This is a genomic window from Deinococcus planocerae (genome assembly GCF_002869765.1).
GTDB lineage: Bacteria > Deinococcota > Deinococci > Deinococcales > Deinococcaceae > Deinococcus > Deinococcus planocerae.
Map to the genome: position 1 here is coordinate 36,077 of NZ_PNOR01000016.1, position 25,299 is coordinate 61,375.

Genomic DNA, 25,299 nt, shown 5'->3' on the forward strand with positions numbered 1-25,299 from the left:
TGGGACCTCCTTGGGTGCGGGCCCAGCTTTTCACGGGTGGGGGGGACGGGTCAAATACGCCCGCGTTCATCTTGAACGTCCACGTTCACCCTGACAGGAACAACGCGGGTATCCTCTCCCTATGACCCAAAGTGAGCAAAGCACCATGCGCGCCATCGTCGTCGAGCAACTGGGGCCCCCCGAGGTGCTGGAGATGCAGGAGATTCCCGTTCCTCAGCCCGGCCCCGGCGAGGTGCGGCTGAGGGTGGAGGCGGTCGGCATCAACTTCGCGGACGTGCTGGCGGTGGCCGGGGAGTACCTGACGCGCACACGGGTGCCGTACACACCGGGCATGGAGTTCGCGGGGACCGTGGACGCGCTGGGGGAAGGCGTGACGGGCGTGCGGGTCGGGCAGAAGGTCGCCAGCCTGGGGGGACGGGGGGGCTTGGCCGAGTACGCCGTCTCCCCCGCCGCCGCGCTGATCCCGGTGCCGGAGCACTTCACCGCCGCCCAGGCCGCCGCCTTCCCGGTGTCGTACTTCACCGCCTACCACGGCCTGAAGACGCTGGGGCACGGGCAGGCGGGCGAGTGGGTTCTCGTGCAGGCGGCGGCGGGGGCGCTGGGCACGGCGAGCATCCAACTGGCGAAGGCGCTGGGGATGAACGTCGTGGCGATGGCGAGCACCGGGGAGAAGCTGGACATCGCCCGGGGCCTCGGCGCCGACGTGACGCTGCTGCAAGACGACCCGGAGCGGGTGACCAGGGTGCGGGAGGCGGCGGGGGGCCAGGGCGTGCCCCTCATCCTGGAAGTCGTGGGCGGCAAGCGGTTCCAGGAAAGCCTCGACATGGCGGCGAACCGGGGCCGGATCATCGTGATCGGCAACGCGAGCCGCGAGCAGGCGAACATGCGCCCGGTCGAGCTGATGAAGCGTAACCTCACCGTGACGGGGCTGTGGCTCACCTCGCTGATGGCTGACCGTGAGGCGACCCGCGAGGCGGCGCAGGCGCTGACGTCGCTGGTCGGGAGTGGCCGGGTCACCCCGCAGGTCGGGCCGACCTACCCGCTCGCCGAGAGCGCCCGCGCCTTCCAGGACCTCCTCGACCGCAAGACGACGGGCAAGGTGATCATCGAGCCGGGGAGGTGAGAGGGCCGTAGCCCTCAGCGGGCAGCGATCAGCAAGGAGAGGACGCCCCAGCCTACGCTGTGGCGTCCTCTTTTGTTCTTGCTGACGGCTGGCGATTCACCCAAACAACCGCACCAGCGGACGCCACCACGGAATGCCCGCCAGGATCACGACGAGCGCGAGCCCCGACCATACGGCGGCGACGCGAAACTTGGCCTGGTTGCTCGCCGCCCGCTTGCTCAGGGCGCTGGCGAGGGTGGCGAAGACGGCGGCGATCAGGCCCAGGCCGAGGTGTTCCCACTGGAAGCTGGCGCGCGGGGCGTCCGAGAAGGCGCGGCCCGCCGTGGCGCCGAGCAGCCCGAAAAGGAGTAGCCCGAGCACGACCTGAAGGTGGACGCTCCCCGCAAAGAGGGCGACGGGTCGGCGGTCGGCGGGGGTGAAGGCCCGCGCGCCCCCGACTCCACGCACGCTGACGAACAGGGCCCAGACGCCCGCGATCAGGACGAGCCAGCGCGTGAGGTTGTGTAGGGTGAGCAGGATCAGGTACAGGGTCGCCATGCGGGTAGGGTAAGGGACGGGCCGGGGGCAGGTGCCCTCCTGCGCGCGGCGGGGGCGGAACGGCCCTCAGGGCGCTTCCCCGGCGCCTCCCGGCGCCTCTACCGCGGCGGCCACCCACGTTCCCTGACGAACGAGGAGGACCTGCGCCCCCCCGACGGGCAGGACGAGCAGGTCGTGGAGGGGGACGGCGGGCTCGCCGGGCAGGGCGGCGACCGGGTGCTCCCCGTCCTCCCGGCGCAGGGTGAGGACCCGGCCCCGGACATGCAGCGTGACGGGGCCCTCCCCCAGGCGGACACTCACGAAGGCGCCGCTCGCCGGCACGTCGAGGCGGGAGGCGGGGGACGGGGCCGGGAGCGGCTCGGGCGTGAAGGTCGCCGCGTGAAGAACGTCGTGCAGGGCGAGCGCGCGCCCCGCGGGCAGGCCGAGGAGGGCGGCGCCGTCTTGCAGGGCGGCCTCGGTCTCCACGGGCGTGAGCCGGGCGAGGTGGGTGGTCAGGGCGTCCACCCCCTTGCGGGCCAGGGGGAGCAGCGTGCCGGGGGGCGCGCCGACGTACCGCCGCGCACTCCCGGGGCCGAGGGCGGCGGCGTCCACCGCGGCCCCCCGCAGGAGTTGCGCCGCCGCCCGGGCGAGGCGCAGGTTCGCGTGGGCGCCCTCCGGGTCGAGGAGTCGGGCCACCGCCCGCGCCCGCGCCGCGAGGTGACCCGGCCCCTCGCCGGAGGCCGGGGCCGACCGCTCCAGCCGCAGCAGCAGGTACGCCCCGCTTAGGAACAACCGGAGTTCGCCCTGGGGGGTCGGCAGCGTCCAGGCCCGCTCGGTGGGCGGGAGGTGGGGTTGCAGCAGGGCGAGCGCGTCCCCGGCCTGGAACTGCCAATGCGGCCCGACGGCGTGCCAGCGCAACTCCAGCCCGCGCCAATGCGCCTCGCGCCCGCCTGCGAGGTGCAGGGCGAGTTCGTCCGTCCGGTCGTCGGGGGCGGGGAGGGCGGCGGGAGGTTGGGCGGCGTAGAGCACGCTGCGCGCGGGCATCACGCCGAGGTCCGGGGCGGGGGCCCCCTCCAGCAGCTCGCCGAGGAGGGTCTGGAGCCGCCGCGCCGCGTCGCGGATGGCGGGTCGCTCGCGCGGGTCGCGGGCCGCGGGGGAAGAGGCCCGCAGCGCCTGCACCAGGGCTTCCCGCGCCTGCGGGGCGAGGGGCTCGCGCTCGGCGGCCTGGAGGCGCGCGCCGAGCAGGTCCTCGTCGGGGTGGCGGGGAAAGGGCGCCTCGTGGACGGCCCACAGGGCGGCCCGCACCCGCGAGCGGCCCGGCGAGGTCAGGAGCGCGTCGGCCCAGGCGAGGGCGAGCCGCCCGGCCACCTCCGGGTCGTGCAGCGACACCAGCGGGTCGTGCTCGGCGGGGACGGCGAGCGGCTCGGCCACCCCCCGCGCCGCGCGCTCGGCGTTTTCCAGCGCCGCGTACAGCACCCGCAGGGTGAGGCGCCCCGGCTCGTCCCGCAAGGCGCGGGTGCGCCCGACCACCCGCCCGCGCAGGTCCGCGTGCCACGCGAGGCGCCGCAGTTCCTCCCACGCGCGGGTCTCGGGGGAGTCCCCGGCGGCGGGCGCGCTCCAGGCGGGGGAGGAGCCGGGTTCGGCGCCAGCGCGCTCCACCCGCCGGGGGTCGAGCCCGGCCCGGTACTCCCGGTCACTCTTCAGCAGGCGGCGGTGGAGGGCCGGTTCGAGCGGGGCCCCCAGGAGCGTGTCGCGCAGCTCCGCGAGCGCCCGTCTGCCGCCGCGCGGCGTCCGGCCCGCCAGCACGTCGGCGACCCGGTATTCGTACAGCTCGACGAGTTCGGCCCAGTACGCCCAGGAGGTCACCGGGCCAGTATAGGAAGGGACCCCGCCCCCAGCGTGCCCCCTCCCCCCATCAGGCCCCCCTTTTCCCCGCCGGGCACGCTCTGTAAGCGTCCCGACAGGGGGGTCCGGTATAAAGGGAAAAGCCATGCGCGTTCCTGTCGCCGCCCCGCCGTGCCCGCCGCCCTGCCCGGGGAACCGGGCGTGAACCTGCTCCTGCTCGGCTCGCTGTTCGTGGTGGGCTTGCTCATCTGTGTCCGCTCGGGCGAGCGCGTTCTCAGCCTCGCCGTGACGGCCCTCGTCCTGGGGCTCTCGGCGCTGCTCGGCGCGCTCGCCCTCGGCGGCGGGCTCGACCGGGCGCAGGGGCTGCTCGTCGCCGCCGCGTTCGTGGTGGGGGGGGCGGCCTTCCGGCTGGGCGGGGTGGCCGTGCCGAGCACGGGCCTGCGCCTGCCCGGCGGCCCGCGCACCCTCTTCCCCACGGGCGTGAGGCGCACGACCGCCCAGCCGCCCCGCCCGCTCCCGACCGTCCCCGACCTGAACTTTCAGGACTACGAGGTGCTCGACCGGGTGGGCATCGGCGGGATGGGCAGCGTGTACCGGGCCCGGCGGCGGCTCGACGGGCGGGTCGTGGCCCTCAAGGTGCCCCAGGAGAAGTACCTCGCCGACGCCCGCTTCGTCAAACGCTTCTACCGCGAGGCGGAGGTCCTCAAGAGATTCAGCCACCCCGGCGTCGTGCGGGTGTACGACTACCGCATGGAGGCCCCCGAGCACTACATCGCGATGGAATTCCTCGACGGCGAGAGCCTGGAGGCCCTGCTCGACCGCCGCCCGCTGGGTTTCGCCGAGGGCACCCAGGTCCTGCGCGCCCTCGCCGACGCGCTGCGGCACATCCACCTGCACAACGTGGTGCACCGCGACATCAAGCCCGCGAACGTGATGGTGCTGCGGCACGCCTTCGTGGACGGCAAGCTGCGCGAGGGCGGCGTGAAGCTGATGGACTTCGGCATTGCGGTCGGGAAGGTCTTGACGCGGCTCACCATGACGGGCACGCGGGTGGGAACCCCGGTCTACATGGCGCCCGAGCAGGCCAAGGGCAACCGGGTGGACGCGCGCAGCGACGTGTACTCGCTGGGGCTGCTCGCCTACGAGATGGCGACCGGGCAACCCGCCTTCAAGGGGAGCTACGAGGCGGTCGTGCACCAGCAGGTCTTCGAGACGCCCAAGCCGCCCAAGCAGGTGCGGATGGAGGTGCCCGGCAAGCTCGCCGACCTGATCTTGCACATGATCGAAAAAGACCCCGACGCCCGACCCACCCTCGACGAGGTGATCGCCCGCCTCGACGCCGGGGTGCTCGAGGACGAGACCTTCACCGACCCCGTGGCCCTCGCCCTGAGCGTCGCTGACCGTCGCGGCACCCTGCGGCTCCTCGACCTGGCGGGGCGGCTGCGCCTGAGCCTGCGCGACACAGGCGGAGAGGGGGGCTTGCCGGGAACGCCGGGCGCCCTCGCCGCCGACCCGGAGGGCTTTCTCTACGCCGCGCTGCTCGACTTCCGGCAGGGCAAGGCGGGGACGCTCCTGCGCCGTTTCGCCCCGGACGGGCGCGAGGTCGCCGCCTTCGGCCCCTACGGGCTGGGTGAGGGCGAGCTGCTGCAACCCGTCGGGATCGCCCTGGGCGGCGGGCACGTCTACGTCCTCGACGCGGAGGCGCACCACGTCGTCGTGTACGACACGCACGGGCGCTTCGTACGGAGGTTCGGCGGACGCGGGCAGGGCCTGGGCCGCTTCGAGGGCCCGCGCGCCATCGCCGCCGCGCCGAACGGCGAGATTTATGTGCTCGACCACGGCAACCGCGAGGTGCAGCGGTTTTCCCCGCAGGGCGAGTACCTCAGCCGCTACGCCTTCCGCCTGGACCGCGACTCAGACGCCCTGCGTGAGCTGGAGGGTTTGGGGGTAGACGGCTCCGGCGCCGTGTATATCGTGGACGGGGTGGCCCGCCGGGTGCGCCGCATCGAGCCCGGCGGCAAATCAGGCACGTCCTTCGCTCTCGAACCGCTTGTCGGGGAGCCGGAGGGGGCGCCGTGGCTCCTCCAGATCGACGCCGAGGGCCAGGTCTACGCCGTGCGCCGGGGCGGGCAGGTGCTGCGGACCTACAGCGCCGCCGGGGACCTCCTCGCCTCCCACGACATGTACGCGCCCGTGCAGGCGCTGACGCTGCTGCCGCGTCCCACGCCGGTTCCGGCTTGAGGTCAGGACCTACGAGGTGGTCGAGAGCCGATGTGCGATTTCCTTGCGCAGAATGATGATCTGCCCCTGGTGCCGAATCTCGTCCTCAATGACGTGGAACCAGCAGAAATTATTGTCCCAGGTCTTGTTTCCCCAAGGTTGGTAAGGCTTGTAGAGCCAATCATCGTCCTTCTGAGCCAACTCCAGGAGCGTCCTTCTGCGGCTGGAGGCCAGTCGGTCCAAGTACCACTCCAGCGGGTGCCCACTGAAGACCCGGCGCCCACTCTCACCTAGAACGTGTTCGGGCAGGCCTTGAGAGGGTCGGGTGTTATTGAACGTGACGCCCTGATAAGACTCTTCTATTCCGGTAATATGTGCCAGCAGCATCCCTATGGTGTTGCCTTCTTCCAACACCTGAGTGTCGAGCTGCTCCACGGTCATACCTTTCACAGCATCGAGTGTCGTGCGGCGAACATACTCCATCATGTAGACGAGGCGGCTGATGCCCGGCGAGAATTCCGGAAGGTCACCTATGAGGAAGCACTCGTCCTTGTGCTGGAAGTAAAGCCCGTTCTCGATCTCCATCGTTCGGCGAAGATACGTTACCCGGTGCCGTCTCGGCCCTCGCAAACGTCCTAAACTCCCCCCATGAGCCTCCTCCCCACCCTCACCCTCTACACCCGCGCGGGCTGCCACCTGTGCGAGCAGGCGGAGGCGGGCTTGCAGGCCCTCGCCTACCGCTACACGCCCGTGGACGTGAGCGGGAACGCGGAGCTGGAGGCCCGCTACGGCCACGACGTGCCCGTGCTCGCGCTGGGGGAGCGGGTGCTGCTCAAGGGCGTGCTGGGCCGGGGACGCTTGAGCACCCTCAAGGTGCAGCTTTTGCGGGAGGTGAAAGCGGGGCACCTGGGCGGCTAAACGCTCCCACTTTGCGACGCCGTGCGCCCGCCGCACACGCCCGGGCGGTATGGTGGGGTTATGAGTTGGCTAGAGCGCCTGCGGGACGGGCTGAGCAAGACCCGCAAGCAGATCAGTGACACGGCTGGGTTCATCGGCCAGGATCTGCGTGATTCGTTCACGAACCGCCTCGACTCCATCGAGGACCTCGAATACGCCCTGATCGCCGCCGACGTGGGCCGCGCCGCCACCGAGGAGATCATCGCCGACGTGCGCGCCAGCGACAAACCGAATCTGCAACAGGCCCTGATGGAGGCCCTGACCCTGCAACTGGAGCCCGACGCGAAGCGGGCGCAGTTCCGCAAGTTCGGCTTCGCGCCCAGCGCCCGGCGCACGACCGTCGATCCGGCGGGCCACGTCGTCATGGTGATCGGCGTGAACGGGGTGGGCAAGACGACCACCATCGCCAAGCTCGGGCAGTACTACCGCAGCCGGAGCCGGGGCGTGATGTTCGCCGCCGGGGACACCTTCCGCGCGGCGGCGGGCGCGCAGCTCGGCGTGTGGGGCGAGCGTCTCGGCGTGCCCGTCGTCCAGGGCCCGGAGGGGGGCGACCCCGCCGCCGTGGCCTTCGACGCGGCGAGCGCCCGGGTGGCGCGGGGCACCGACCTCCTCTTCGTGGACACGGCGGGGCGGCTCCACACCAAGCACAACCTGATGGAGGAGCTGAAAAAGGTCCGGCGCGTCATCGACAAGGCCGACCCCGGCGAGCCCGCCGAGGTGTGGCTGGTGCTCGACGCCGTGACTGGGCAAAACGGCCTCCAGCAGGCCAAGAAGTTCCACGAGGCGACCCCCTTGACCGGCGTGATCGTCACCAAGCTCGACGGCACGGCCAAGGGCGGCATCCTGATCCCCATCGTCCGCGAGCTGGGGGTGCCCATCAAGTTCATCGGGGTGGGCGAGGGCAAGGACGACCTGCAACCCTTCGACAGCCGCGAGTTCGTGCAGGCGCTGTTCGACGTGGACATTCCGAAGGAAGCGCAGGGCTGAGCCAGGGAGGCGGCGCGGGGGTGGCCGCCTCTTCCCGTGGTCGGGTCAGTTCCAGGCGCTCAGGAGTTGCCGCAGCGTCACGACCTGCCCGAGGTGGTAGGCGTTGTGTTTCGCCACGTTGACGGCGAGCTTGTACCCGGCGGTCCAGCCGGGCTCGGTCGCCGTCGGGGGGAAGATGACGCGGCGCAGCACGTCCGGGGATTCGGCGTGCCTCGACAGCGTGGCGAGGGTCTCCAGAAACGCCGTCACCAGCCCCGGCCATTCATCCTCGCCGACCGCGCGCCAGTCGAGACGGGGGGGTGGCTCGCGGCCCTCAATCAGGTCGAGGTTGAAGAGCATGTTGGCCTGCATATGGGCCAAGATCTCGGCGATGGAGTGCGGCGCGCCCGGCAGGTGCCCGGCGGCGAGGCGCGCGTCCAGTCCGCCGAGGATGCGTTCGGGAGAGGCGAACTCGCTGTGGCCGAGCAGGAGCAGGAGGGTTTCGGGCGGCGGGCCGTCCAGCAGGTCCGGGGACATGGCCGAGCATATCCACCCATCCGCCTGCGGGCATCGGCAAGAGGGCGGAGGGACTTTAGGGACGTGCCTTGTGACGGGGACGCAAGGAGGGAATGTCTAACTTGATGGGGTTTCGAAGTCCACCCCGTGCCGAGCCGCACGCCAAAGGAATCCTCATGCGCACTCTCCCCATCCTTCTTCTCCTCGGCTCCCTGAGCCTGACGGCCTGCGGCGGCACGGGCACGACTGGCACCCCCAGGGCCACCGACGCCGGTGACCAGACCAAGAGCACCGCAGAAGCCCTGATCCTCGGGCAGGTCAATGAGGCCCGCGCCCAATCACGTCTGTGTGGCGACCAGCGTTTCGAGGCCACCACGCCCGTCACCTGGAACGGCTATCTGGCAAAAGCGGCCCGCGCCCACGCCGCCGACATGGCGACCCGGGGCTTTTTCGACCATGTGAACCCCGACGGTAAGGACGTGCAGGAACGCACTGAGGCCGCCGGATACACGGGCTGGCAGGTCGTGGGCGAAAACCTCGCCGCCGGGTACGACGGTGAGCACGTGGTGGCCGCCTGGCTCGCCAGCCCCAGCCACTGCAAGACGCTGATGGACCCCCGGTTCAAGGAACTCGGCGTCGGGTACGTGAATGACCCCGCCAGCCCCAAGGGCACCTACTGGGTCGAGGACTTCGGCACGCGCTAAACAGGAGCGAGGGGGAGAGGCATGGGATAGCCGCCTCTCCCCCTCGTCCTTCGCGCCTCACCCCCCCAGGTAGGCGTGCAGCACCCGCTCGTCGTTCACGAGCTGCGCGCTGTCCCCCTGCAAGGTCAGTTGCCCGGCGTCCAGCACATAGGTCCGGTGGCTCTGCCCCATCGCCAGCCGCGCGTTCTGCTCGACGAGGAGGATGGTCGTCCCTGACTCGTTCAGGCTGCGGATGATGGCGAAGATTTCGCGGACGATCAGGGGCGCCAGTCCCAGCGAGGGCTCGTCGAGGAGGAGCAGGCGGGGGCGGCTCATCAGCGCTCGGGCGATGGCGAGCATCTGCTGTTCGCCGCCCGAGAGCGTCCCGGCCAGTTGGCCCCGCCGCTCACCCAGCCGGGGAAACCGCTCGTACATCTGCCGGATGTCCGCCCTCACCTCCGCCGCGTTCCGCCGCGTGTAGGCCCCCAGCTCCAGGTTGTCCTCCACGCTCTGCCGGGCGAGGACCTGCCGCCCCTCGGGGCTCTGCGCGATGCCCAGCCGCACCGCCTCGTCGGGGGGCAGGCGAGTGAGGTCGCGGCCCGCGAAGGTGATGCGGCCCTCGCGCGGGCGCACGAGGCGGGATACCGCGCGCAGGGTGGTCGTCTTCCCCGCCCCGTTCGCGCCGATCAGGGTGACGACCTCGCCCTCATCGACATGCAGGCTCAGGCCGCGCACCGCCTGGACGCCGCCGTAATTCACGCTCAGGTTCTCGATCTGCAACAGCGCCATCACTCACCCCCCAGGTACGCCTCGATCACCCTCGGGTCGCGTTGCACCGCCGCCGGATCGCCGATGGCGATGAGCTGCCCGAAGTTGAGCACCGCCACCCGGTCGCAGAGGTTCATCACCAGGGGAACGTGGTGCTCGATCACGAGGACGGTGAGGTCGAAGCGGCCCTGCACCTGCCGGATGAAGGCGGTCAGGCCGCCCTTCTCGCTGGTGTTCATGCCCGCCGCCGGTTCGTCGAGGAGCAGCACGCGCGGCTCGGTGGCGAGGGCGCGGGCGATCTCCAGGCGGCGCTGGTCCCCGTAACTGAAGTTCCCCGCCCGCTCCCCCGCCCGGTCGGCGAGGCCCACGAGGTCGAGCAGCGCCCACGCCCGCTCCTCCACCCGCGCCTCCTCCGCCCGCGCGGTGCCGAAGACGCCCGCCCACAGCCCCGCGCCCGTGCGGACGTGCTGGGCGATCTTGACGTTTTCCAGCGCGGTCAGCGCCCGGAAAAGCCGGATGTTCTGGAAGGTGCGGCTCATCCCCAGCGCGGCGATGCGGTGCGGGGCGAGGCCGGTGACCTTCTGCCCCCGGTACATCAACGTGCCCGCGCTCGGCGGCGTCAGGCCCGTCATCAGGTTGAAGAGGGTGGTCTTCCCCGCCCCGTTGGGTCCGATCAGGCCGAAGATTTCGCCCTCGGCCACGTCGAAGCTCACGTCATTCACCGCGACGAGGCCGCCGAAACGGCGGGTCAGGCCGCGCGCCTCCAGCACGGTCTTGCGTTCGGTCAGGGTGGCCGTCATGACCCTCCTCCCGGTGCCTCAACCACGACGGGGACGGACGGCGGGCGGCGGGGAGGCGGGGGGCGGCGGACACCTTGCAGGGCCCCCACGATCCCCTGCGGCAGGTACAGGCTCGCCACGACGAGCACGAGGCCGTTGATGACCAGCCGCCAGTCGGCCAGGAAGCGCAGCACCTCGGGCACCGCGGTCAGGAGTGCGCCGCCCACCACTGGGCCCCAGATGTTGCGCGAGCCGCCGATCAAGACGAAGGCGAGAATGGCGATGGAGGCGTCGAAGGTGCCCTGCTTGGCGTTCCAGGTGTTCAGGAAGGGGGCACTCATCGCGCCCACGATCCCCGCCAGCACCGCGCCGATCACGAAGGCGAGGACCTTGTAGCGCGTCGGCGGCACGCCCATCGCGTCGGCGGCGAGTTCGTCCTCGCGGATCGCGCGGAAGGCCCGCCCCACCCGCGAGCGTTCGAGCTGCCGCGCGAAGAGCAGGGTGAGGATCAGCAGCGGCCCGAAGAGCCAGATGTACTGCCAGCGGTCCTGGAAGCCGAACGCCTGCGGGATGCCGAAGATGCCGATGGCCCCGCCCGTGATCTCCAGGTTCAGGCTCACCACCCGCAGGATTTCGACGAACGCGATGGTCGCCAGGGCGAGGTAGATACCGCGCAGCCGCAGGGCGGGGATGCCCACGACAAGGCCGAGCAGCCCGCAGATCAGCGCCGCCGCGAGCCAGGTGAGCGGGAAGAGAGCCCCTCCCAGCGACTCGCGCAGGCCCGCGAAGGCCGGATTGGTGAGCAGAATGGCGGCGACGTACCCTCCCACCGCGTAGAAGCCGGGGCTGGCGAGGCTGAGCTGCCCGGCCTGGAGCGGGAAGTACAGGCTCAGGCCCAGCAGGCCCGCCTGCACCATCGTGACAATCAGGAAGCCGTACTGGGCGAGGAAGTCTCCCATATCAGACCTTCTGAATCTGCACGCGGCCCAGCAGACCCTGCGGGCGCACGAGGAGGATGACGAAGAGCAGAGCGAAGGCCACCGCGTCCTTGTAGGCGCTGTAATCGGCGGGCACGAACGCCTCCGCGAGCCCAATCACGAGGCCGCCCACCACGGCGCCGGGGATGCTCCCCAGCCCGCCGAGCACGATGACGGCCAGACCCTTGAGCCCGTACGTCACCCCGAAGTACGGCCCCGCCACCCCGAACGCCGTGCCGACGAGCGTGCCTGCCAGGCCGCCCAGGAAGCCCGACAGGAAGAAGGTGATCAGGATGAAGCGGTCCACGCTGATGCCGAGGAGGCTCGCCGTGCCCGGACTTTCCGCCACCGCCCGCAGCGCCTTGCCCACCTTCGTCCGCCCGATCACGTACCCCAGCACCGCCAGCATCGCCAGGCTGACGGCGAAGATGATGATCTGCACGGTGCGGACGATGACGACCCGCTCGCCGATCTGGAAGCTCAGCGCTGGCCGCACCTCCCCGTAGGCGTCGGAGGGGAAGTTGTAGATTTCGGCGCCCACGAGGAGCTGAATCAGGTTCACGATGACGAGCGCCACGCCCAGGCTGCTGACCAGCGCGAGGAGGGGGTCGGCGCCCCTCGCCCGCATGGGCCGGAAGGCCAACCGCTCGACGAGCACGGCGACGAGGCCTGCCACCGTCGCCCCGATCAGGGTCGCCAGCGCGAAGGCCCACGGGTTTCCCGAGAGCGGCGAGCCCTGCGGGAAGAGGTTGACCCCCTTGAGAAGCCCGTTGTTCTCGAACTGCCCGACGACGAGCGTGTAGGTGAAATACGCCCCGAGCGTGAAGACCGCCCCGTGCGCGAAGTTGATGATGCCCAGAATCGAGAAGACGAGCGTGTACCCCAGCGCGAAGATCGCGTACACGCTGCCGATGGCGAGACCGTTGAGGAGGTTCTGGAGGAGTTGGCTGGCTTCCACGGTGGCCCTTTCTGCGAGGGGCGTTCAGCCGTCAGCCGTCAGCGATCAGCTCTTTTCCTGCTGACGGCTGACGGCTGAGCGCTGCGGGCTTACTTCAGGAACACGAACGAGCCCGTCCGCGCGTCTTTCATCTTGATCTGCGCGACGTAGAAGTCCTTTTGGATGATCTCGCCGTCCTTGTCGAAGCGCAGTTCACCCAGGGGCGTGTTGTACCGCCCGGCCAGAATCTGCTTGTTCAGGGCCGTGCGCAGTTCACCCAGGTCCCACTGGGCGAGCTTCTTCTTGCGGTCGAGGGCCCTCAAGGCTTCGACCATGACCTGCACGCCCGCGTAGGCCTGGGCGGCGAACTGGGGCGGGTCCTTCTTGTACTGGGCGCGGTATTCCTTCACGAAGACCTGATTGGCCGCGCTGGGTTGGGCCGGGCTGTACGCCTGCGCGATGATGATGCCGTCGCAGTAGCGCTGGCACACCGAAAAGATGTTGGAGGTGTTCAGCCCGTTGCCGCCGATGATCAATCCCTTGTACCCGAGCTGCCGGAGCTGCTTGACGAGATTGCCGCCGTCCGCCGCGAGGCCCGAGACGATCACGAGGTCCACGCCCGCGTTCAGCACCGCCGTCACCTGGGTGGTGAAGTCGGTGTCCGTCGTCTGGAACTTCTGCACGGTGGCGACGTTCAGGCCCTGCGCCTTGGCCGTCTCCTGGAAGGTGCCCGTCTCCGAGGTCGAGAAGGCGTCGTTTTGCGCGTACAGCACGGCGACCTTCTTGATCTTGGGATCGAGCCTCAGCGCCTGCCGGATCGCGTTCGGCGCCACCACCGCGACGGGAGCGGACACCCGGGCCACGAACTCCCCGATCTGCGGGATGCCCTTGGCGGTGTTGCTCGGCCCCAGCACGGGCACCTTGGCCCGCTCCGCGATGGGGTCGGCGGCGAAGGCCTGCTGCGAGAGGGTCGGCCCCACGATCCCGACCACGTTCTCCTTCGTGATCAGGTTCTGGAAGGCGTTGATCGCGCTGTTCTCGTCGCCCGCCGCGTCCTGGAAGACGAGCCGGATGGGCGTGCCGTTGATGCCACCTCGGGCGTTCAGGAACTTCTCGGCGAAGCGCGCCCCGATCACCTGCTCCTGCCCGAGCAGGGCCGTGTTGCTCGTCTGGGCGACGGCGATGCCGATGGGCACGGGCGTGGCGACCTTCTGCGCCTGCGCGGCGGCGAGCAGACCGAGGGTCAGGGTCAAGGCCAGTCGTTTCATGTGGTTCCTCCTGGGCAGTTCCTCTTCGGTGGGGTGGTGCGCCCGTGAAGCTGAGTTTAGGGTGCGCTCACTATCCGGTGGGGAAAGGGGGAAGTCAAGCCGAAATGTAAGAGAGGCAGACCGTCTGGCCTGCCCCTCTTCGCCCCGCCGCGGCACCTACTTCAGCAGGTTGCGGCTGATCACCACCCGCTGAATCTCGTTCGTGCCCTCGTAGATCTGGTTGAGCTTCACGTCGCGCAGGAGCTTTTCCACCGGGTACTCGCCCACGTAGCCGTAACCGCCGTGGACCTGGATCGCCTCGTTCGCCGCGTCGAAGGCCATGTCCGAGCAGTACGCCTTGGCGATGGCCGACTCGTAGCCGTGCGGGAGGCCCCGGTCCACCAGCCACGCGGCCTTCTGGTACATCAGCCGCCCGGTCTCCACGCCCATCGCCATCTCGGCGAGCTTGAACTGGATCGCCTGGAACTCGGAGATGGGCTTGCCGAACGCCTGACGCTCCTTGGCGTACTTCACGCTCTCGTCGAGGGCGCGCCGGGCGATCCCGACCGACCCCGCCGCGACCGGAACGCGCGTCTTGTCGAGCGTCTTCATGGCGATCTTGAAGCCGTCGCCGAGCCCGCCGAGCTGGTTTTCCCTGGGCACCCGCACGTTCTCGAAGACGAGTTCGGAGGTGAGAGAGGCCCGCTGCCCCATCTTGTGCTTGATCTTGTTCCAGGAGAAGCCGGGCGCGTCCTTGGGCACCACGAGAGCGACGGTGGCCTTGTGTCCGCCCTGGCGGTCGGTGGTGGCAAAGACGACGGTGATGTCGGCCACGCCGCCGTTGCTGATCCACATCTTCGTGCCGTTGATGACCCACTCGTCGCCGTCGAGGACGGCGGTGGTGTGCATTCCGGCGGCGTCGGAGCCGTTGTTGGGCTCGGAGAGGGCGAAGGCGGCGAGGGACGGCTTCTCGGTCAGCGGGCCCAGGAAGCGCCGCTGCTGCTCCTCGGTGCCGCCCACGAGGATGGGTGTGAGGCCGAGTTCGGAGGCCATCATCACCGTGTAGATGCCCATGCAGCCGTAGGCGAGTTCCTCACCGATCAGGCACTCGTCCACCATGCCCAGGCCCAGGCCGCCCGCGTGCTCGGGGATGGAGGCGTTGAGCAGGCCGACCTCGAAGGCCTTTTCCACCACCGGCCAGGGCAGCTCTTCTTTCTGGTCGTACTCGGCGGCGACGGGGATGATCTCGCGGCGGGCGAAGTCGCGGGCGAGCTGCTGAAGCTGCTTCTGTTCGTCGGTCAGGGTGAAGTCGATCATAGGGGCTCCTCGGCGCGGCCCGGGGCATGGGCGGGAACCCTCGCCCCGGCGAAATGGGAATCTCTGGACTGGGTTCAATTTACCACGCGTGCGCGCGGGAGCGCAGGCACGCCGCCGCTTCCCGGAGGCTTAGGCTGGGTCCCATGGCCGCCCCCACCCTCACCCTGCGCCCGGTGGTGCCCGCCGACCGGCAGGCGCTGGCCCGCGTCGCTTACGAGACGGCCTACTTCGGGGAGAGTGCCGCGCGCTTTTTCCCCTCGCGCCCGCTCTTCGCCGCCCTGTGGGTCGCGCCGTATCTCACGCCGGGAGGGGGCGGCCTCGGCTTCGTGGCCGAGCGGGAGGGGGGCGAGGTCGTCGGGTACATCCTGGGGAGCGTGGACCCGAGACGGTATTCGCTGGCCCTCGCCGGGCAGGTGCCGGGGCTGCTCGGGCGGCTGGTGACGGGGCGGTTGCCGGGCGCATGGCCCTCGCTGCGCTACCTGCTGCGCTCGACGCTCTACGGGGTGCCGCATCCGCCCGCCGACCTCTACCCGGCCCACCTCCACCTCAACCTGCTCGCGTCGGCGCGGGGGCTGGGAGCGGGGGGGGCGCTCCTCGACGCCTACCTCTCCGAGCTGCGGGCGCGGCGGGTGCCCGGCGTCCAGCTCTCGACGACCCGGCGCAACGTCGCCGCCCTTCACCTGTACGAGCGGCGCGGCTTCCGGGTCTGGGCGGCGCGGCGCACACCGCTCTGGACGCCCTGGACCGGGCAGGCGGAGGAGCAGGTCACCATGGCCCTCGACCTCACGAGGGGGCGGGCGTGACGCCCGAGCTGCCCGCGTGGCTCACGGCGCTCGACCCGGCGTGGTTGAACGCGGCGACCCTGGGGCTGATGTTCGTGGAGGGGGCGGGGGTGCCCGGCATTCCCGGCATCCTGCCCATGTTGGCGCAGGCGGCCCTGATCAGCGCGGGGGCCACGAGCTACCCCGAGGCGGTGCTGTGGGGGGCGCTGGGCAACTTCCTGGGAAGCCTCGCGGGGTATGCACTCGGCGCAGAGATTCTGGAGCGGCTGCCCGCACGCTGGCGAGAGCGGATGGAGACCCCCCGGGTCCGGCGCCTGACCGCCCACGCCGGGCCGCTCCTGATCGTGCTCAGCCGCAGCGTCGGGTCGCTGCGCACGCCCGTGACGTGGACCGCCCGCGCCCTCGGCGTGCGCCCCGCTCCCTTCACCCTCTGGGCGCTCGTCGGGGCCGTGCTGCACGTCGGCCTCTGGCAGTACCTCCTGTGGAAGTCCGGGGAGGCCGCGCTGCGGTACGTCCGGCGGGCGGAGGCGGACTTGACACCTGTCCTGCTGCTCGCCGCCCTGGGTGCGGCGCTGTGGTGGGGAGTGCGGCGGCTGAGGGGCCGGAGGGAGGATGGGACCGGGAGCCCCCCGGCGTAGGTCGTCCGCCCCCGACCTTCACGAAAGGTTTATGATCGGGCGGTGAGCGAGCCGACCGCCCCGAGTTCCCGAACACAGAGGCTCTTTTACGGCTGGGTGGTGGTGGCGGTGACGGTGCTGGCCCTGCTGGTCGCGGCGGGGGCACGCTCGGCGCCCGGCGTGTTTCTGGTGCCGATGGAGGAGTCGCTGGGCCTGAGCCGTTCCACGCTGTCTCTGTCCGTCAGCCTGGGCCTGCTCGTCTTCGGACTCGCCGCTCCCCTCTCGGGCCGCCTGATGGACCGCTTCGGGCCGCGCCGGGTCGCCACCGTGGGCCTCGTGCTCGTGGCGCTGAGCTTCGCGCTGACCACCCTCTCGCGCTCGGCCCTGGGGCTGCACCTGACCTGGGGGCTGCTGAGCGGCCTGGGCACGGGGCTGGTCGGCAGCGTCCTGGGGGCGACCGTGGCGACCCGCTGGTTCGTGCGGCGCCGCGGGCTCGTGACGGGCATCTTCGGCGCGGCGACGAGCGCGGGGCAACTGCTGTTCATCCCCCTGCTCACGGGCTGGGCGCAGCATCTGGGCTGGACGGGCGGCATCTGGATCGTCGCGGCGGTGGCGCTCGTGCTCGTCCCCCTGGTGTGGTGGCTGCTGCGCGACAGCCCGGCGCAGGTGGGGCTCAGGCCCGACGACGACCCGGTGACGGCGGGCGCCCCGGCCCAGACCGCCCCACAACCCGACGCCCGGGTGATGGCGCGGGCGGTGCGGCACCGCGATTTCTGGCTGCTGGCGGCGACCTTCTTCGTCTGCGGGGCGACGAGCAACGGGATCATCGGCACGCACTTTATCGCGTACTGCGGGGACTTGGGCCTGACGCCGGGCTTCGCGGCGGGGATGCTGGCGGTGATGGGGGCCTTCAACTTCGTGGGCACGCTCGCCAGCGGGTACTTCACCGACCGGGTGGACCCGCGCTTCCTGCTGGGGATGTACTACGCCTTCCGGGGGGTCAGCCTCGCGCTCCTGCCCTTCGTGCCGCCGGGCTACAGCCTGACCCTCTTCGCGGTGCTCTTCGGCCTCGACTACATCGCCACCGTGCCGCCCACCATCGCGCTGACCGCCGACACCTTCGGGCGGGCGAACGTGGGCACCGTGTACGGCTGGATTTTCTGCTCCCATCAGGTCGGCGCGGCGCTGGCCTCGTGGCTGGGCGGCGTCAGCCGGGACGCCCTGGGGAGCTACAGCGCGGCGATGATCGCGGCGGCGATCTTGGCGGGGGCGGCGGCGGTGCTGGCGCTGGGGGTGACGGCGCCCGCGCGGCGGGTCCAGGCGACCCGGTAACTGGTCACTTTGAGCGAGGCAGGAGGGAACCAAAATCGGCAAGAACGCGCTGCACAAATAACCCTTTTCGGGCTGTGTACTCTGTACGGCTTCCCGAGTGCTGCTGAGCAAGCACCGTTTTCATTTGCTGGTACTCGTCGCGTAGGTCAGGGCGCTGTCGTAAGACATCACGAAAAATCAGGTATTCACTCCATTTCCGGTGGCTGAGAGGCAGGAGATGCACGTAATGTGTGCGTGCGTCGTCCGTACCCTTAGCGAAGAAATACTCTCCCCAGCCTTCCCTATCACCGAAGGACGTATATCCGAGTTGTTGTAGAGGACGGACGCAAGCATACATTTGGGCTACATATTGCACAGCTACAGTGAGGTCAAGGATAGGTTTGCCTGCAAGACCCGGAACACTCGTGCTTCCCACATGTTGAATATCGAGGACAAGGGAACCGAGAGCTTGCTGCACCCTGGCGCGTTCTTCTTCAAAAAGGGTGGGATAGTTCTCCGACGAAGGGCGCAGCTCGACGATCCCCCGCTTGAGTCCGAGTGTCATAACGTCAGTGTAGGCTCATGCTTTTGGTTCAGCAACAGCATCTGTTCTGAAAAATCCGCTCTGAACGGAAAAGGAAGTGGCAGAGTACAACTACAACACGTCCTCCGCACTCCCCCGCTTCCTGAGATTGTTCTGTGTCTTGCGCCAGCGCAGCGCTTTCACGATGGCGGGGGCGGCGGCGTTGAGATTCAGGTCGTAGGCCGGATACCAGACGCGGTGCTCGGAGAACTTGAGCTTCATCTTGAAGACGCCGAAGGAATGCTTGTCCTCGTCCAGCCTGCGGGGAATACCCCAGAAGTCGAAGAGGGTGTAGCCCCGCCGTTTGGCGTCCAGCATCGCGTTCCAGTAGAAGGCGTCGGGCGCCTTGGCGTCCTTGTAGGGCGTGCCGTCCGGCTGGGTCCGGTCATCCCTCACGCTGCCGCCGAAGAGGTAAGAGGTGCCCGTGCCCATCGCCAGGAAAAAGCCTCCGGCGAGCGCTTTCCCCTCGTACCGCGAGAGGACGATGTAGGCCTCGCCGCCGTACGCGCCCCCCTCCCGCAGCATCGTCTCGTAGTAGGCGCGGGGAAAGGCGCCGAGCCTGGCCCGCTCGTTCGTCGCCGTGAAGATGTCCCAGAACGCCTCGAAGTCGTCGTCGCGGCCCGCCACCACGCCCAGCTTCTGCGCGGCGCGGACGTTGCGGCGGGCCATCGAGTGCAGGCCGGCGAACAGCTCGTCCTCGGGGCGGGTGAGGTCGGCGAGGATGGTGTGCTCGGGCTGCTCGGACTCGGCGCGGCGCAGCGGTCCGAACGTTTCCGGGACGGGCACCGAGTCGTCGGCGGGGACGGGCGAGGGCGGCTCGACCTTGAGGAGGGCGTCGCCTGCGCGGGCGACCTTGCGCACCGCCTCGGCGAAGGCGGGCAGGAGGTCGAGCGACTCCAGCGCCGGGCCGCGCGGGGCGTAGAGGGTGCTGAGCCCAGGCACGAGCCGCTTGCGCAGGAGTTGCACGGCACCGACCGTCTGCCCGCTGCGCTGGATCAGGTAGCGAACGGGCACCTGACCGAGCACCCGCCGCGCCTCCCCGTACCCCCAGCCTTGCAGGGCGGAGGTGAGGGGAAGCGAGCGCACCGCGTCGTCGTAGACGCGGGCATCGGTGGCCGGGGCGAGGGTCAGGCGCATCGGGGGGGATTGTAGCAGGGGCGGGGAAGTCGTCAGGACGGGGAGAGCCGCGCCCCCGCCGCCCGGCCCTGACGACGGATTTCCGGCGGCGGGGGACGCTAGAGTGGGCGGATGAAACAAAGCATCCTGACGCTCGCCCTGCTGCTCGGCGGCGCGGCCCTGGCCCAGACCACCCCGCCCGCCCCCACGCAGACGGCCCCGGCTCCCGCGCCGACCCAGGCAGCTCCGGCGCAGACCACTCCGGCTCAGACCACGCCTGCCGCTCCGGCCCGGACCGCGCCCGCGCAGGGCACGGCGGCCCCCGCCGCGAATGCCCAGGCGGTCGTCGCGGTGGTGGGCAGCGAGAGATTTACGCTGGGCGACTACGAAAAGGCCTTCCGGGTGGCGGTGGCGCGGGTGCTGAACTCGCAGGGGGTGCCCTTCACGACCGACATCCTGCCCGAGTTCGCCGAGGCGCGCGGGGAATTCCTGAAGCAGTACGCCCGCGACCGGGCCGTGTACCAGCTCGCCCGCCGGGACACCAAGGTCACCCCCGCCCAGATCGACGAGCAGCTCGCCGAGGCGAAGAAGGGCTTTGACTCCGACGCCGAATTCACCGAGGCCCTGAAGGCGACGGGCTACGACAGCGAGGCCGAGCTGCGCGCGGACCTGGAGCGGCAGACCGTCGTCTCCGCGTACCTGGAGGGCATCAAGACCCGCCTCCGGTTCGGGGACGCCCTCGTCACGAGCTTTTACAACCTGAACAAACAGTCGTTCAACCGCCCGGCGCAGGCCTGCGTGCGCCACATCCTCGTCAAGACCCAGGCCGAGGCCCAGACCGTCCTGAGGGACCTGGGGGCGGGGGCGGACTTCGCCAAGCTCGCGCAGGAACGCAGCCAGGACCCCGGCAGCGCGGCGGAGGGCGGTGACCTCGGCTGCATCGCGCCCGGCGACACGGTGGCGGCCTTCGACAAGGCGGCCTTCAGCGGCCCCCTGAATCAGCCCCAGATCGCGCAGACCGAGTACGGCTGGCACGTCCTCCTCGTCACGCAGCGCAACGCGGCGGGCCTCGCTCCCCTCGCGGAGGTCGCCCCCACCATCCGCGAGCAGCTCGCCCGCGACGCCGCCCAGAAGTACCTCGACGCCCAGCTCCTGCGCCTGAACATCCAGACGACCCCGGCGCTCGTCGCCGCGCCCACCCCCGCGACGGGCTCCCCCACCCCCAGCAACACGACGAGCAAGTAAATCCCTGTTCCGGTCGGGGGGAGGCTGAAGGCGGCCTCTCCCCTTTCGTCGGGTGCCCTACAGCGCCGCTCTGGGTCGCCGCGCCGCGAGCACGATGCCCAGCAGCACGAGGGCGGCGGCGAGCGCCACGCCGAGGACGACCGTGTTCACCTCGGGCCGCGCGGCGTACACCCCGTAAAAGGACCACAGCAAGACCCCGGCGAAGGCGTAATCCCGGAAGCGCACCAGGAAGAACACGCCCAGCAGCCCCGCGATGATCACCAGCACCGCCGACCACGCCGGGCCGCCCAGCCCCGCGAGGCCGTCCGTCACCCCCTGGCTGACGAGAAACGCCGTGATGTTGGCGATGGTCGCCACGCTGATCCAGGCGAGGTAGAGGCTGGTGGGCAGCGCGAGCGTGAGGGGCTCGGCGCCGAGCGGCTCCACTTCGCGCACCCCCAGGTACAGCCAGATCAGGCTGCCGAGCAGGGCGAGCATGATGAGCACGCTGGGGCCGAAGTTCAGGCTCTGGAAGGCGAGCAGCCACGCCACATTGAGCCCGTTCGCCAGCAAAAAAGGCCAGAAGAGGCGGTCGAGGCGCGGGCCGCGCTGCGCCGGGAGGGCCTGGTACACCGCGAAGACGATCAGCCCCAGAAAGATCACCCCCCACACCGAGAAGGTGAGCCCGGCGGGCGTGAAGGCGTTCGGCAGGCTGTCGCTGACCTCGCGGTTGCTGTTGCCGAACAGCGGCAGCGCGTTGCTGAGGTAATTCATCACCAGCGTGAGGACGGTCGCCGCGAGCAGGGTCAGTTGCCGGGGAAGTCCAGTCATGCTCCAGCTTACGCACCCCGTGGGTGAGGAGGGCGAGGCTCCCCCCGGCTCCCCCTCACCCCTGACCCGTCCGGGCGCGGGGCAAGGCCCGCCTCAGCCCCACCGCCAGCGCCGCCGAGGCGAGGGGCGCGAGTGTGCGGGTCTCGCGGGTGACCAGGCCCGCACCCAGGGTCCCCAGCGCGAGGAGCCGCGTGAGACGCACCCGTTCGGCAGGAACGAGGGTCGGGGCGCGGTCGCACTCGGTCGCCACCGCCTCGGGCCTGGACAGCACGCCCGACACGCCCAACGCGGCGAGGGCCAGCCCGTCGGCGAGCGGGCCGCGGCCCTGCCCCCGGCGCACCCCCGGCAGCAGGGCGGCCAGGGCGACGAGCCCGGCGTCCCTTTCCGACCCCCGAAAGGCGTCGGCCCGGGTGGACGACAGCGCGAGCGCCGCGCCCGGCACCAGGGCCGCCACCCACTCCCCCGTCAGCGCCGAGAGCCCCGCCTGCCCGGCGAGGGCCACCACGTCGAGCGGGGTCGGCGCCTGTCCCACCGTGGCCGCGAGGACCCGCAGCCCGCTCAGGACGGAGAGGCCCGCGAGCACGTTCGGGGGACCCCCCGCCAGCGCCGCGAGGGCCGCCAGCGGCAATGCCGCCCCCGCCGTGTCGGGGTGATCGGGGTCGAGTTCGCGCGCCGCCGACCACCCCAGGAAACCCGCCGCGCCCACGCCGAGCGCCGAAGTCCAGGAGTGGCCGGAGAGCCGGGCAGCGAGGATGCTCACGGCGGCGCCCGCCACCACGAGGCGGTTCGACGGCAGCGAGAAGTCGAGCGGGCGGGCCAGCGCAGAGGCGGGGAGGGTGGGGCTCGTCATGGCCCACGCTATCCCCTCTCGCGCCCCCTGGACGCCGCCTCAGCAAAGCCTCAAGGAGGAGATGGGGAGGGCACCTACACTGACCCCATGCCCTACCTGCGCGTTACCTGTGCGCCCCTTTCCGCCGAGCGCAAGGCGGAGGTGGCCCGGGCGCTCACCGAGGCGGTCAACCTCCTCTTCTTCTCGCCGCGCGGCGGCCCCAGCCGCGAGGAGCTGCGCGAGCGCACGACCGTCCACTTCGCCGAGTCCCGCGACGAGGACCTCTACATCGGCGGGCGCACCCCCCGCGAGCGGGGCCGGGTGGACCTCACGGTCGAACTCTCCGACTGGAACATGGGTGCCCGCAGGCAGCGGCGGGTGGCCCGCCACCTGACCCCCGTCCTCGCGCGATTGTTCGGGGTGGGGCCGGGGGACGTGGACGGCATCAACCTCCGCTTCCACTCCTACCCGCCGCGCGACTTCGCGGTGGGGGGCCGCCTCCTCTCCGATCAGGTGCCGTGGATCGGCCAATTCCTCAAGGCGCGCGGCGGCTGAGCCCCCTCAGGTCGTGTAGTCCGCGTTGATGCTCACGTACTCGGCGCTCAGGTCGCAGCCCCACGCCTCGCCGGCGGCCTCCCCCACCCCGAGGTCCACCTCGAAGACGACCTCCTGCGCCCTCATGCTGGCGCTCACCGCCGCGTCGTCGTAGGACAGGGGCTTGCCCGCGAAGACGGCATGGCCCTGCACCCTGACCGTCATGCGCTCGATGTTCACCGCCGCGCCGCTGCGGCCCACCGCCATGATCACCCGGCCCCAGTTGGGATCGTTGCCGTGGACGGCACTCTTGAGCAGGGGGCTCACGCAACAGGTGCGGGCGGCGGTCAGCGCCTCGGCCTCCGTGCGGGCCCCCGACACCCGGACGGTGAGGAGCTTGGTGGCCCCCTCCCCGTCGGCGGCGATCATCCGGGCCAGCTCCCGCATGACGCCCTCCAGGGCGGCCAGGAACTCCGCCGGGTCCACCTCCCCGGCGAGGCCGTTCGCCAGCACCACCGCCATGTCGTTCGTGCTCGTGTCGCCGTCCACCGTCACCGCGTTGAAGGTCCGGTTCACGATGCCCGGGAAGGCCCCCCGCAGCACGCCCTCCTCCACCCGCGCGTCCGTGAAGGCGAAAGCGAACATGGTCGCCATGTCGGGGTGGATCATGCCGCTGCCCTTGGCGGTGCCGACGATGCGCGCTCCCGTGCTGAGCGTCGCCGACGCCAGCTTGGGCCGGGTGTCCGTCGTCATGATCGCCGCCGCGAAGGGACCCGCCGCCGCGCCCAGTTCCCCCGGCAGGTGCTCCACGCCGCTCAGCACCCGGTCCATCGGGAGGGGGTGGCCGATGATGCCCGTGCTCGCGGTGAGCACCGCGCCCGGGTCCACGTTCAGCACGCTGCCGAGCGCCCCCGCCATGTCAGCGTTGTCGCGCACGCCCCGCGCCCCGGTCGCGGCGTTGGCGTTCCCGGCGTTGACGAGCAGCGCCCGCACGGGCCTCCCCTCCCGGTACAGCTCGCGGTTGCGCCCCACGCAGGCCGCCGCCGTCGTGCTGCGGGTGCCCGCGAAGGCCCAAGTGCAATCGGCGTCGCTCACCACGCAGCTCAGGTCCGTCCTGCCGCTGGGCTTGATGCCCGCGCTCATCGCCGCCGCGCGGAAGCCCTGGGGAAAGGTCGTGTCGGGGGCCTGCCCGGAATCCGTCATGGGCGCATGGTAGCGGGACCCGGCCCACGCTCTTCCACAGGCTGATCTCCACATGACCTCTTCCCGCACGCTCCTCACGCGCCCTTCATGGCACCGAAGGGGCAGGCGGGTAACGTGAGACCCCATGAAGAAGGCCCTGCTCTCCCTGCTGGCCGCTGGCCTGCTGTCCAGCGCGCTCGCCGCACCCGTCAAGCTCCAGTCGCTGCCCGTCACGCTCGAACCCAACGCCCGCCTCCTGACGCTGAGCGACGCCGGGATCGCCAAGGCCTTCCCCTCGGCGGCGGGGCGCCCGGACGCCGTGTTTCTCACCGAGGACCGCAAGGTCACCGTGGCCTTCGAGTGGCGCGAAGGGAAGCTCGCGCCCGCGCAGGTGGCCGACCTCGTGACCCAGTTTCCCGCCGTGATCCGCGCGCAGGTGCCCAACGTCAAGACCCTGCGGGCGAACCTCGTGCAGATGGGCGGCACCCCCTGGGCGCAGTTCATCTTCACCACCCCCGGCCAGGGCGACGACGTGCGGCGCGAACTCCTCGTCACCAGCCTCCAGGGCCGCACCCTCGTCGTGACCATCGCGGCCCGGACCGCCGACTACAGCCGCAACGAGACCGTCGTCCGCAACCTCGTGAACAGCGTCCGCGTGAGCTGAGCCGGAGGAAGGACCGGGGAGGGGGTGGGGCCGAACGAGGCGCCCGCCCCCTCTTCCCTTGCCCGGCGGGGCCTACGATGAGCGCATGACCGCCACCGTCACCGCCGTCAGCGTGAGCGCGGAGCACACCTTCAGCAAGGCGAACCGGGAGAGCGTCCGCCTGCTCGCCGGGCTCGGCGTGGAGGGAGACGCGCACCTGGGCCACACGGTCCGGCACCGCTCGCGGGTGGCCGCCGACCCCACGCAGCCCAACCTGCGGCAGGTCCATCTCCTTCACGCCGAACTGCACGACGAGTTGCAAGTGCGAGGCTTTGCCGTCTTCGCCGGGCAGATGGGCGAGAACGTCACCACCCGGGGCGTGGAGCTCCTCGGCCTGCCCCGGGGCACGCGGCTGCACCTCGGCGGGGCGGCGGTCGTCGAGGTGACGGGGCTGCGCAACCCCTGCGCCCAGATCGAGGCCTTTGGGCCCGGCCTGCTCGCCGCCGTGCTGAGCCGAGACGGGGAGGGCCGCGTCGTCCGCCGGGCGGGGATCATGGGCATCGTCCTCGCGGGGGGCGAGGTCCGCCCGGGCGACCCCATCCGCGTCGAGCTGCCGCCCGGACCCCACGAGGCCCTCGACCGGGTGTGACGGGTCAGGGGCCGACCACCCAGCGTGAAACAGCGCACCAGGGCGGCGGATTTCGCGCGGGTGAGGTGGGGGACGGGGGAGGCCGGGCGGGGCCGCTTCCCCTCACAGGGACACGGTGTGACAGAACTGTAGGAAGACTGAGTTTAA

General features: G+C 70.8%; 27 protein-coding genes. 12 read left to right on the forward strand and 15 right to left on the reverse strand.

The window, feature by feature from the left end; translation table 11 throughout:
• The first annotated feature begins 121 nt into the window (after positions 1-121).
• Positions 122-1,123 carry an NADPH:quinone oxidoreductase family protein gene (locus tag A7B18_RS10785; RefSeq protein ID WP_102126706.1) on the forward strand — a complete coding sequence of 334 codons (1,002 nt, stop codon included), beginning with the start codon at positions 122-124 and terminating at the stop codon, positions 1,121-1,123.
• A gap of 96 nt (positions 1,124-1,219) precedes the next feature.
• Here the strand turns inward: A7B18_RS10785 and A7B18_RS10790 are convergent, their stop codons facing one another.
• Positions 1,220-1,660, reverse strand: coding sequence for a hypothetical protein (locus A7B18_RS10790; RefSeq protein WP_102126707.1), 441 nt, complete (start codon positions 1,658-1,660; stop codon positions 1,220-1,222).
• A gap of 66 nt (positions 1,661-1,726) precedes the next feature.
• Positions 1,727-3,505, reverse strand: a complete 1,779-nt coding sequence (locus A7B18_RS22880) for a hypothetical protein (protein WP_102126708.1) — start codon at positions 3,503-3,505, stop codon at positions 1,727-1,729.
• 180 nt (positions 3,506-3,685) lie between these two features.
• On the opposite strand from A7B18_RS22880, the gene A7B18_RS10800 reads away from it, so the two are divergent.
• On the forward strand, positions 3,686-5,725 hold the full coding sequence (locus A7B18_RS10800; RefSeq protein ID WP_102126770.1) for a protein kinase domain-containing protein: 2,040 nt from the start codon (positions 3,686-3,688) through the stop codon (positions 5,723-5,725).
• Positions 5,726-5,734: 9 nt separating this feature from the next.
• On the opposite strand, the gene A7B18_RS10805 is transcribed toward A7B18_RS10800, so the two are convergent.
• Positions 5,735-6,289: a DinB family protein gene (locus tag A7B18_RS10805; protein WP_102126709.1), complete on the reverse strand. Its 555-nt coding sequence runs from the start codon at positions 6,287-6,289 to the stop codon at positions 5,735-5,737.
• Between the two features lie 63 nt (positions 6,290-6,352).
• On the opposite strand from A7B18_RS10805, the gene A7B18_RS10810 reads away from it, so the two are divergent.
• Positions 6,353-6,622, forward strand: a complete 270-nt coding sequence (locus tag A7B18_RS10810; protein WP_102126710.1) for a glutaredoxin family protein — start codon at positions 6,353-6,355, stop codon at positions 6,620-6,622.
• Between the two features lie 60 nt (positions 6,623-6,682).
• On the forward strand, positions 6,683-7,648 hold the full coding sequence (ftsY, locus tag A7B18_RS10815; protein ID WP_102126711.1) for a signal recognition particle-docking protein FtsY: 966 nt from the start codon (positions 6,683-6,685) through the stop codon (positions 7,646-7,648).
• 45 nt (positions 7,649-7,693) lie between these two features.
• Here ftsY and A7B18_RS10820 read toward each other — a convergent pair whose 3' ends face one another.
• On the reverse strand, positions 7,694-8,164 hold the full coding sequence (locus A7B18_RS10820; RefSeq protein WP_102126712.1) for a DinB family protein: 471 nt from the start codon (positions 8,162-8,164) through the stop codon (positions 7,694-7,696).
• A gap of 155 nt (positions 8,165-8,319) precedes the next feature.
• Between A7B18_RS10820 and A7B18_RS10825 the strand changes: the two genes are divergently transcribed.
• Entirely contained in the window at positions 8,320-8,847 is a 528-nt protein-coding gene (locus A7B18_RS10825; protein ID WP_102126713.1) for a CAP domain-containing protein, read from the forward strand.
• A gap of 57 nt (positions 8,848-8,904) precedes the next feature.
• Here A7B18_RS10825 and A7B18_RS10830 read toward each other — a convergent pair whose 3' ends face one another.
• From A7B18_RS10830 to A7B18_RS10855, 6 genes are all read right to left on the reverse strand, one after another.
• On the reverse strand, positions 8,905-9,615 hold the full coding sequence (locus A7B18_RS10830; protein ID WP_102126714.1) for an ABC transporter ATP-binding protein: 711 nt from the start codon (positions 9,613-9,615) through the stop codon (positions 8,905-8,907).
• Entirely contained in the window at positions 9,615-10,394 is a 780-nt protein-coding gene (locus A7B18_RS10835; RefSeq protein ID WP_102126715.1) for an ABC transporter ATP-binding protein, read from the reverse strand. The genes A7B18_RS10830 and A7B18_RS10835 overlap by 1 nt, the downstream gene beginning before the upstream one ends.
• A complete protein-coding gene (locus A7B18_RS10840; protein ID WP_102126716.1) occupies positions 10,391-11,332 on the reverse strand; it encodes a branched-chain amino acid ABC transporter permease in 942 nt (313 codons plus the stop codon). Before A7B18_RS10840 ends, A7B18_RS10835 begins: the two co-directional genes overlap by 4 nt.
• A 1-nt stretch (position 11,333) precedes the next feature.
• Positions 11,334-12,308: a branched-chain amino acid ABC transporter permease gene (locus A7B18_RS10845; RefSeq protein WP_102126717.1), complete on the reverse strand. Its 975-nt coding sequence runs from the start codon at positions 12,306-12,308 to the stop codon at positions 11,334-11,336.
• Between the two features lie 89 nt (positions 12,309-12,397).
• On the reverse strand, positions 12,398-13,555 hold the full coding sequence (locus tag A7B18_RS10850; RefSeq protein ID WP_102126718.1) for an ABC transporter substrate-binding protein: 1,158 nt from the start codon (positions 13,553-13,555) through the stop codon (positions 12,398-12,400).
• Positions 13,556-13,711: 156 nt separating this feature from the next.
• On the reverse strand, positions 13,712-14,851 hold the full coding sequence (locus A7B18_RS10855; protein ID WP_102126719.1) for an acyl-CoA dehydrogenase family protein: 1,140 nt from the start codon (positions 14,849-14,851) through the stop codon (positions 13,712-13,714).
• A 143-nt stretch (positions 14,852-14,994) separates the two neighbouring features.
• On the opposite strand from A7B18_RS10855, the gene A7B18_RS10860 reads away from it, so the two are divergent.
• Genes A7B18_RS10860 through A7B18_RS10870 form a run of 3 tightly spaced genes read left to right on the forward strand, consistent with a single transcriptional unit; the run spans position 14,995 to position 17,582 of the window.
• The gene (locus A7B18_RS10860; protein ID WP_102126720.1) at positions 14,995-15,654 is read left to right on the forward strand and encodes a GNAT family N-acetyltransferase; all 660 of its coding nucleotides are present in this window, start codon (positions 14,995-14,997) and stop codon (positions 15,652-15,654) included.
• Positions 15,651-16,271 carry a DedA family protein gene (locus A7B18_RS10865; protein WP_245872829.1) on the forward strand — a complete coding sequence of 207 codons (621 nt, stop codon included), beginning with the start codon at positions 15,651-15,653 and terminating at the stop codon, positions 16,269-16,271. The genes A7B18_RS10860 and A7B18_RS10865 overlap by 4 nt, the downstream gene beginning before the upstream one ends.
• Before the next feature lie 42 nt (positions 16,272-16,313).
• Positions 16,314-17,582 carry an MFS transporter gene (locus A7B18_RS10870; protein ID WP_245872830.1) on the forward strand — a complete coding sequence of 423 codons (1,269 nt, stop codon included), beginning with the start codon at positions 16,314-16,316 and terminating at the stop codon, positions 17,580-17,582.
• Positions 17,583-17,586: 4 nt separating this feature from the next.
• On the opposite strand, the gene A7B18_RS10875 is transcribed toward A7B18_RS10870, so the two are convergent.
• Both A7B18_RS10875 and A7B18_RS10880 read right to left on the reverse strand, forming a co-directional pair.
• Positions 17,587-18,126 carry a GrpB family protein gene (locus tag A7B18_RS10875; RefSeq protein ID WP_102126721.1) on the reverse strand — a complete coding sequence of 180 codons (540 nt, stop codon included), beginning with the start codon at positions 18,124-18,126 and terminating at the stop codon, positions 17,587-17,589.
• Positions 18,127-18,216: 90 nt separating this feature from the next.
• The gene (locus A7B18_RS10880) at positions 18,217-19,281 is read right to left on the reverse strand and encodes a lipid II:glycine glycyltransferase FemX (RefSeq protein WP_102126722.1); all 1,065 of its coding nucleotides are present in this window, start codon (positions 19,279-19,281) and stop codon (positions 18,217-18,219) included.
• Positions 19,282-19,392: 111 nt separating this feature from the next.
• On the opposite strand from A7B18_RS10880, the gene A7B18_RS10885 reads away from it, so the two are divergent.
• Positions 19,393-20,505 (forward strand): peptidylprolyl isomerase, encoded by a 1,113-nt coding sequence (locus A7B18_RS10885; protein WP_102126723.1) that lies wholly within the window; start codon positions 19,393-19,395, stop codon positions 20,503-20,505.
• Positions 20,506-20,562: 57 nt separating this feature from the next.
• On the opposite strand, the gene A7B18_RS10890 is transcribed toward A7B18_RS10885, so the two are convergent.
• Together A7B18_RS10890 and A7B18_RS10895 are read right to left on the reverse strand one after the other, a co-directional pair.
• On the reverse strand, positions 20,563-21,315 hold the full coding sequence (locus A7B18_RS10890) for a TspO/MBR family protein (RefSeq protein ID WP_102126724.1): 753 nt from the start codon (positions 21,313-21,315) through the stop codon (positions 20,563-20,565).
• Positions 21,316-21,370: 55 nt separating this feature from the next.
• A complete protein-coding gene (locus tag A7B18_RS10895; RefSeq protein WP_102126725.1) occupies positions 21,371-22,165 on the reverse strand; it encodes a hypothetical protein in 795 nt (264 codons plus the stop codon).
• Between the two features lie 87 nt (positions 22,166-22,252).
• On the opposite strand from A7B18_RS10895, the gene A7B18_RS10900 reads away from it, so the two are divergent.
• Positions 22,253-22,699, forward strand: a complete 447-nt coding sequence (locus A7B18_RS10900) for a tautomerase family protein (protein ID WP_102126726.1) — start codon at positions 22,253-22,255, stop codon at positions 22,697-22,699.
• 6 nt (positions 22,700-22,705) lie between these two features.
• Here A7B18_RS10900 and argJ read toward each other — a convergent pair whose 3' ends face one another.
• The gene (gene argJ, locus A7B18_RS10905) at positions 22,706-23,881 is read right to left on the reverse strand and encodes a bifunctional glutamate N-acetyltransferase/amino-acid acetyltransferase ArgJ (protein ID WP_102126727.1); all 1,176 of its coding nucleotides are present in this window, start codon (positions 23,879-23,881) and stop codon (positions 22,706-22,708) included.
• Between the two features lie 124 nt (positions 23,882-24,005).
• Between argJ and A7B18_RS10910 the strand changes: the two genes are divergently transcribed.
• Both A7B18_RS10910 and A7B18_RS10915 read left to right on the forward strand, forming a co-directional pair.
• Positions 24,006-24,524, forward strand: a complete 519-nt coding sequence (locus A7B18_RS10910) for a hypothetical protein (protein WP_102126728.1) — start codon at positions 24,006-24,008, stop codon at positions 24,522-24,524.
• Between the two features lie 85 nt (positions 24,525-24,609).
• Complete coding sequence (locus tag A7B18_RS10915) at positions 24,610-25,152, forward strand: MOSC domain-containing protein (protein WP_102126729.1); 543 nt, start codon at positions 24,610-24,612, stop codon at positions 25,150-25,152.
• Positions 25,153-25,299 lie beyond the last annotated feature (147 nt).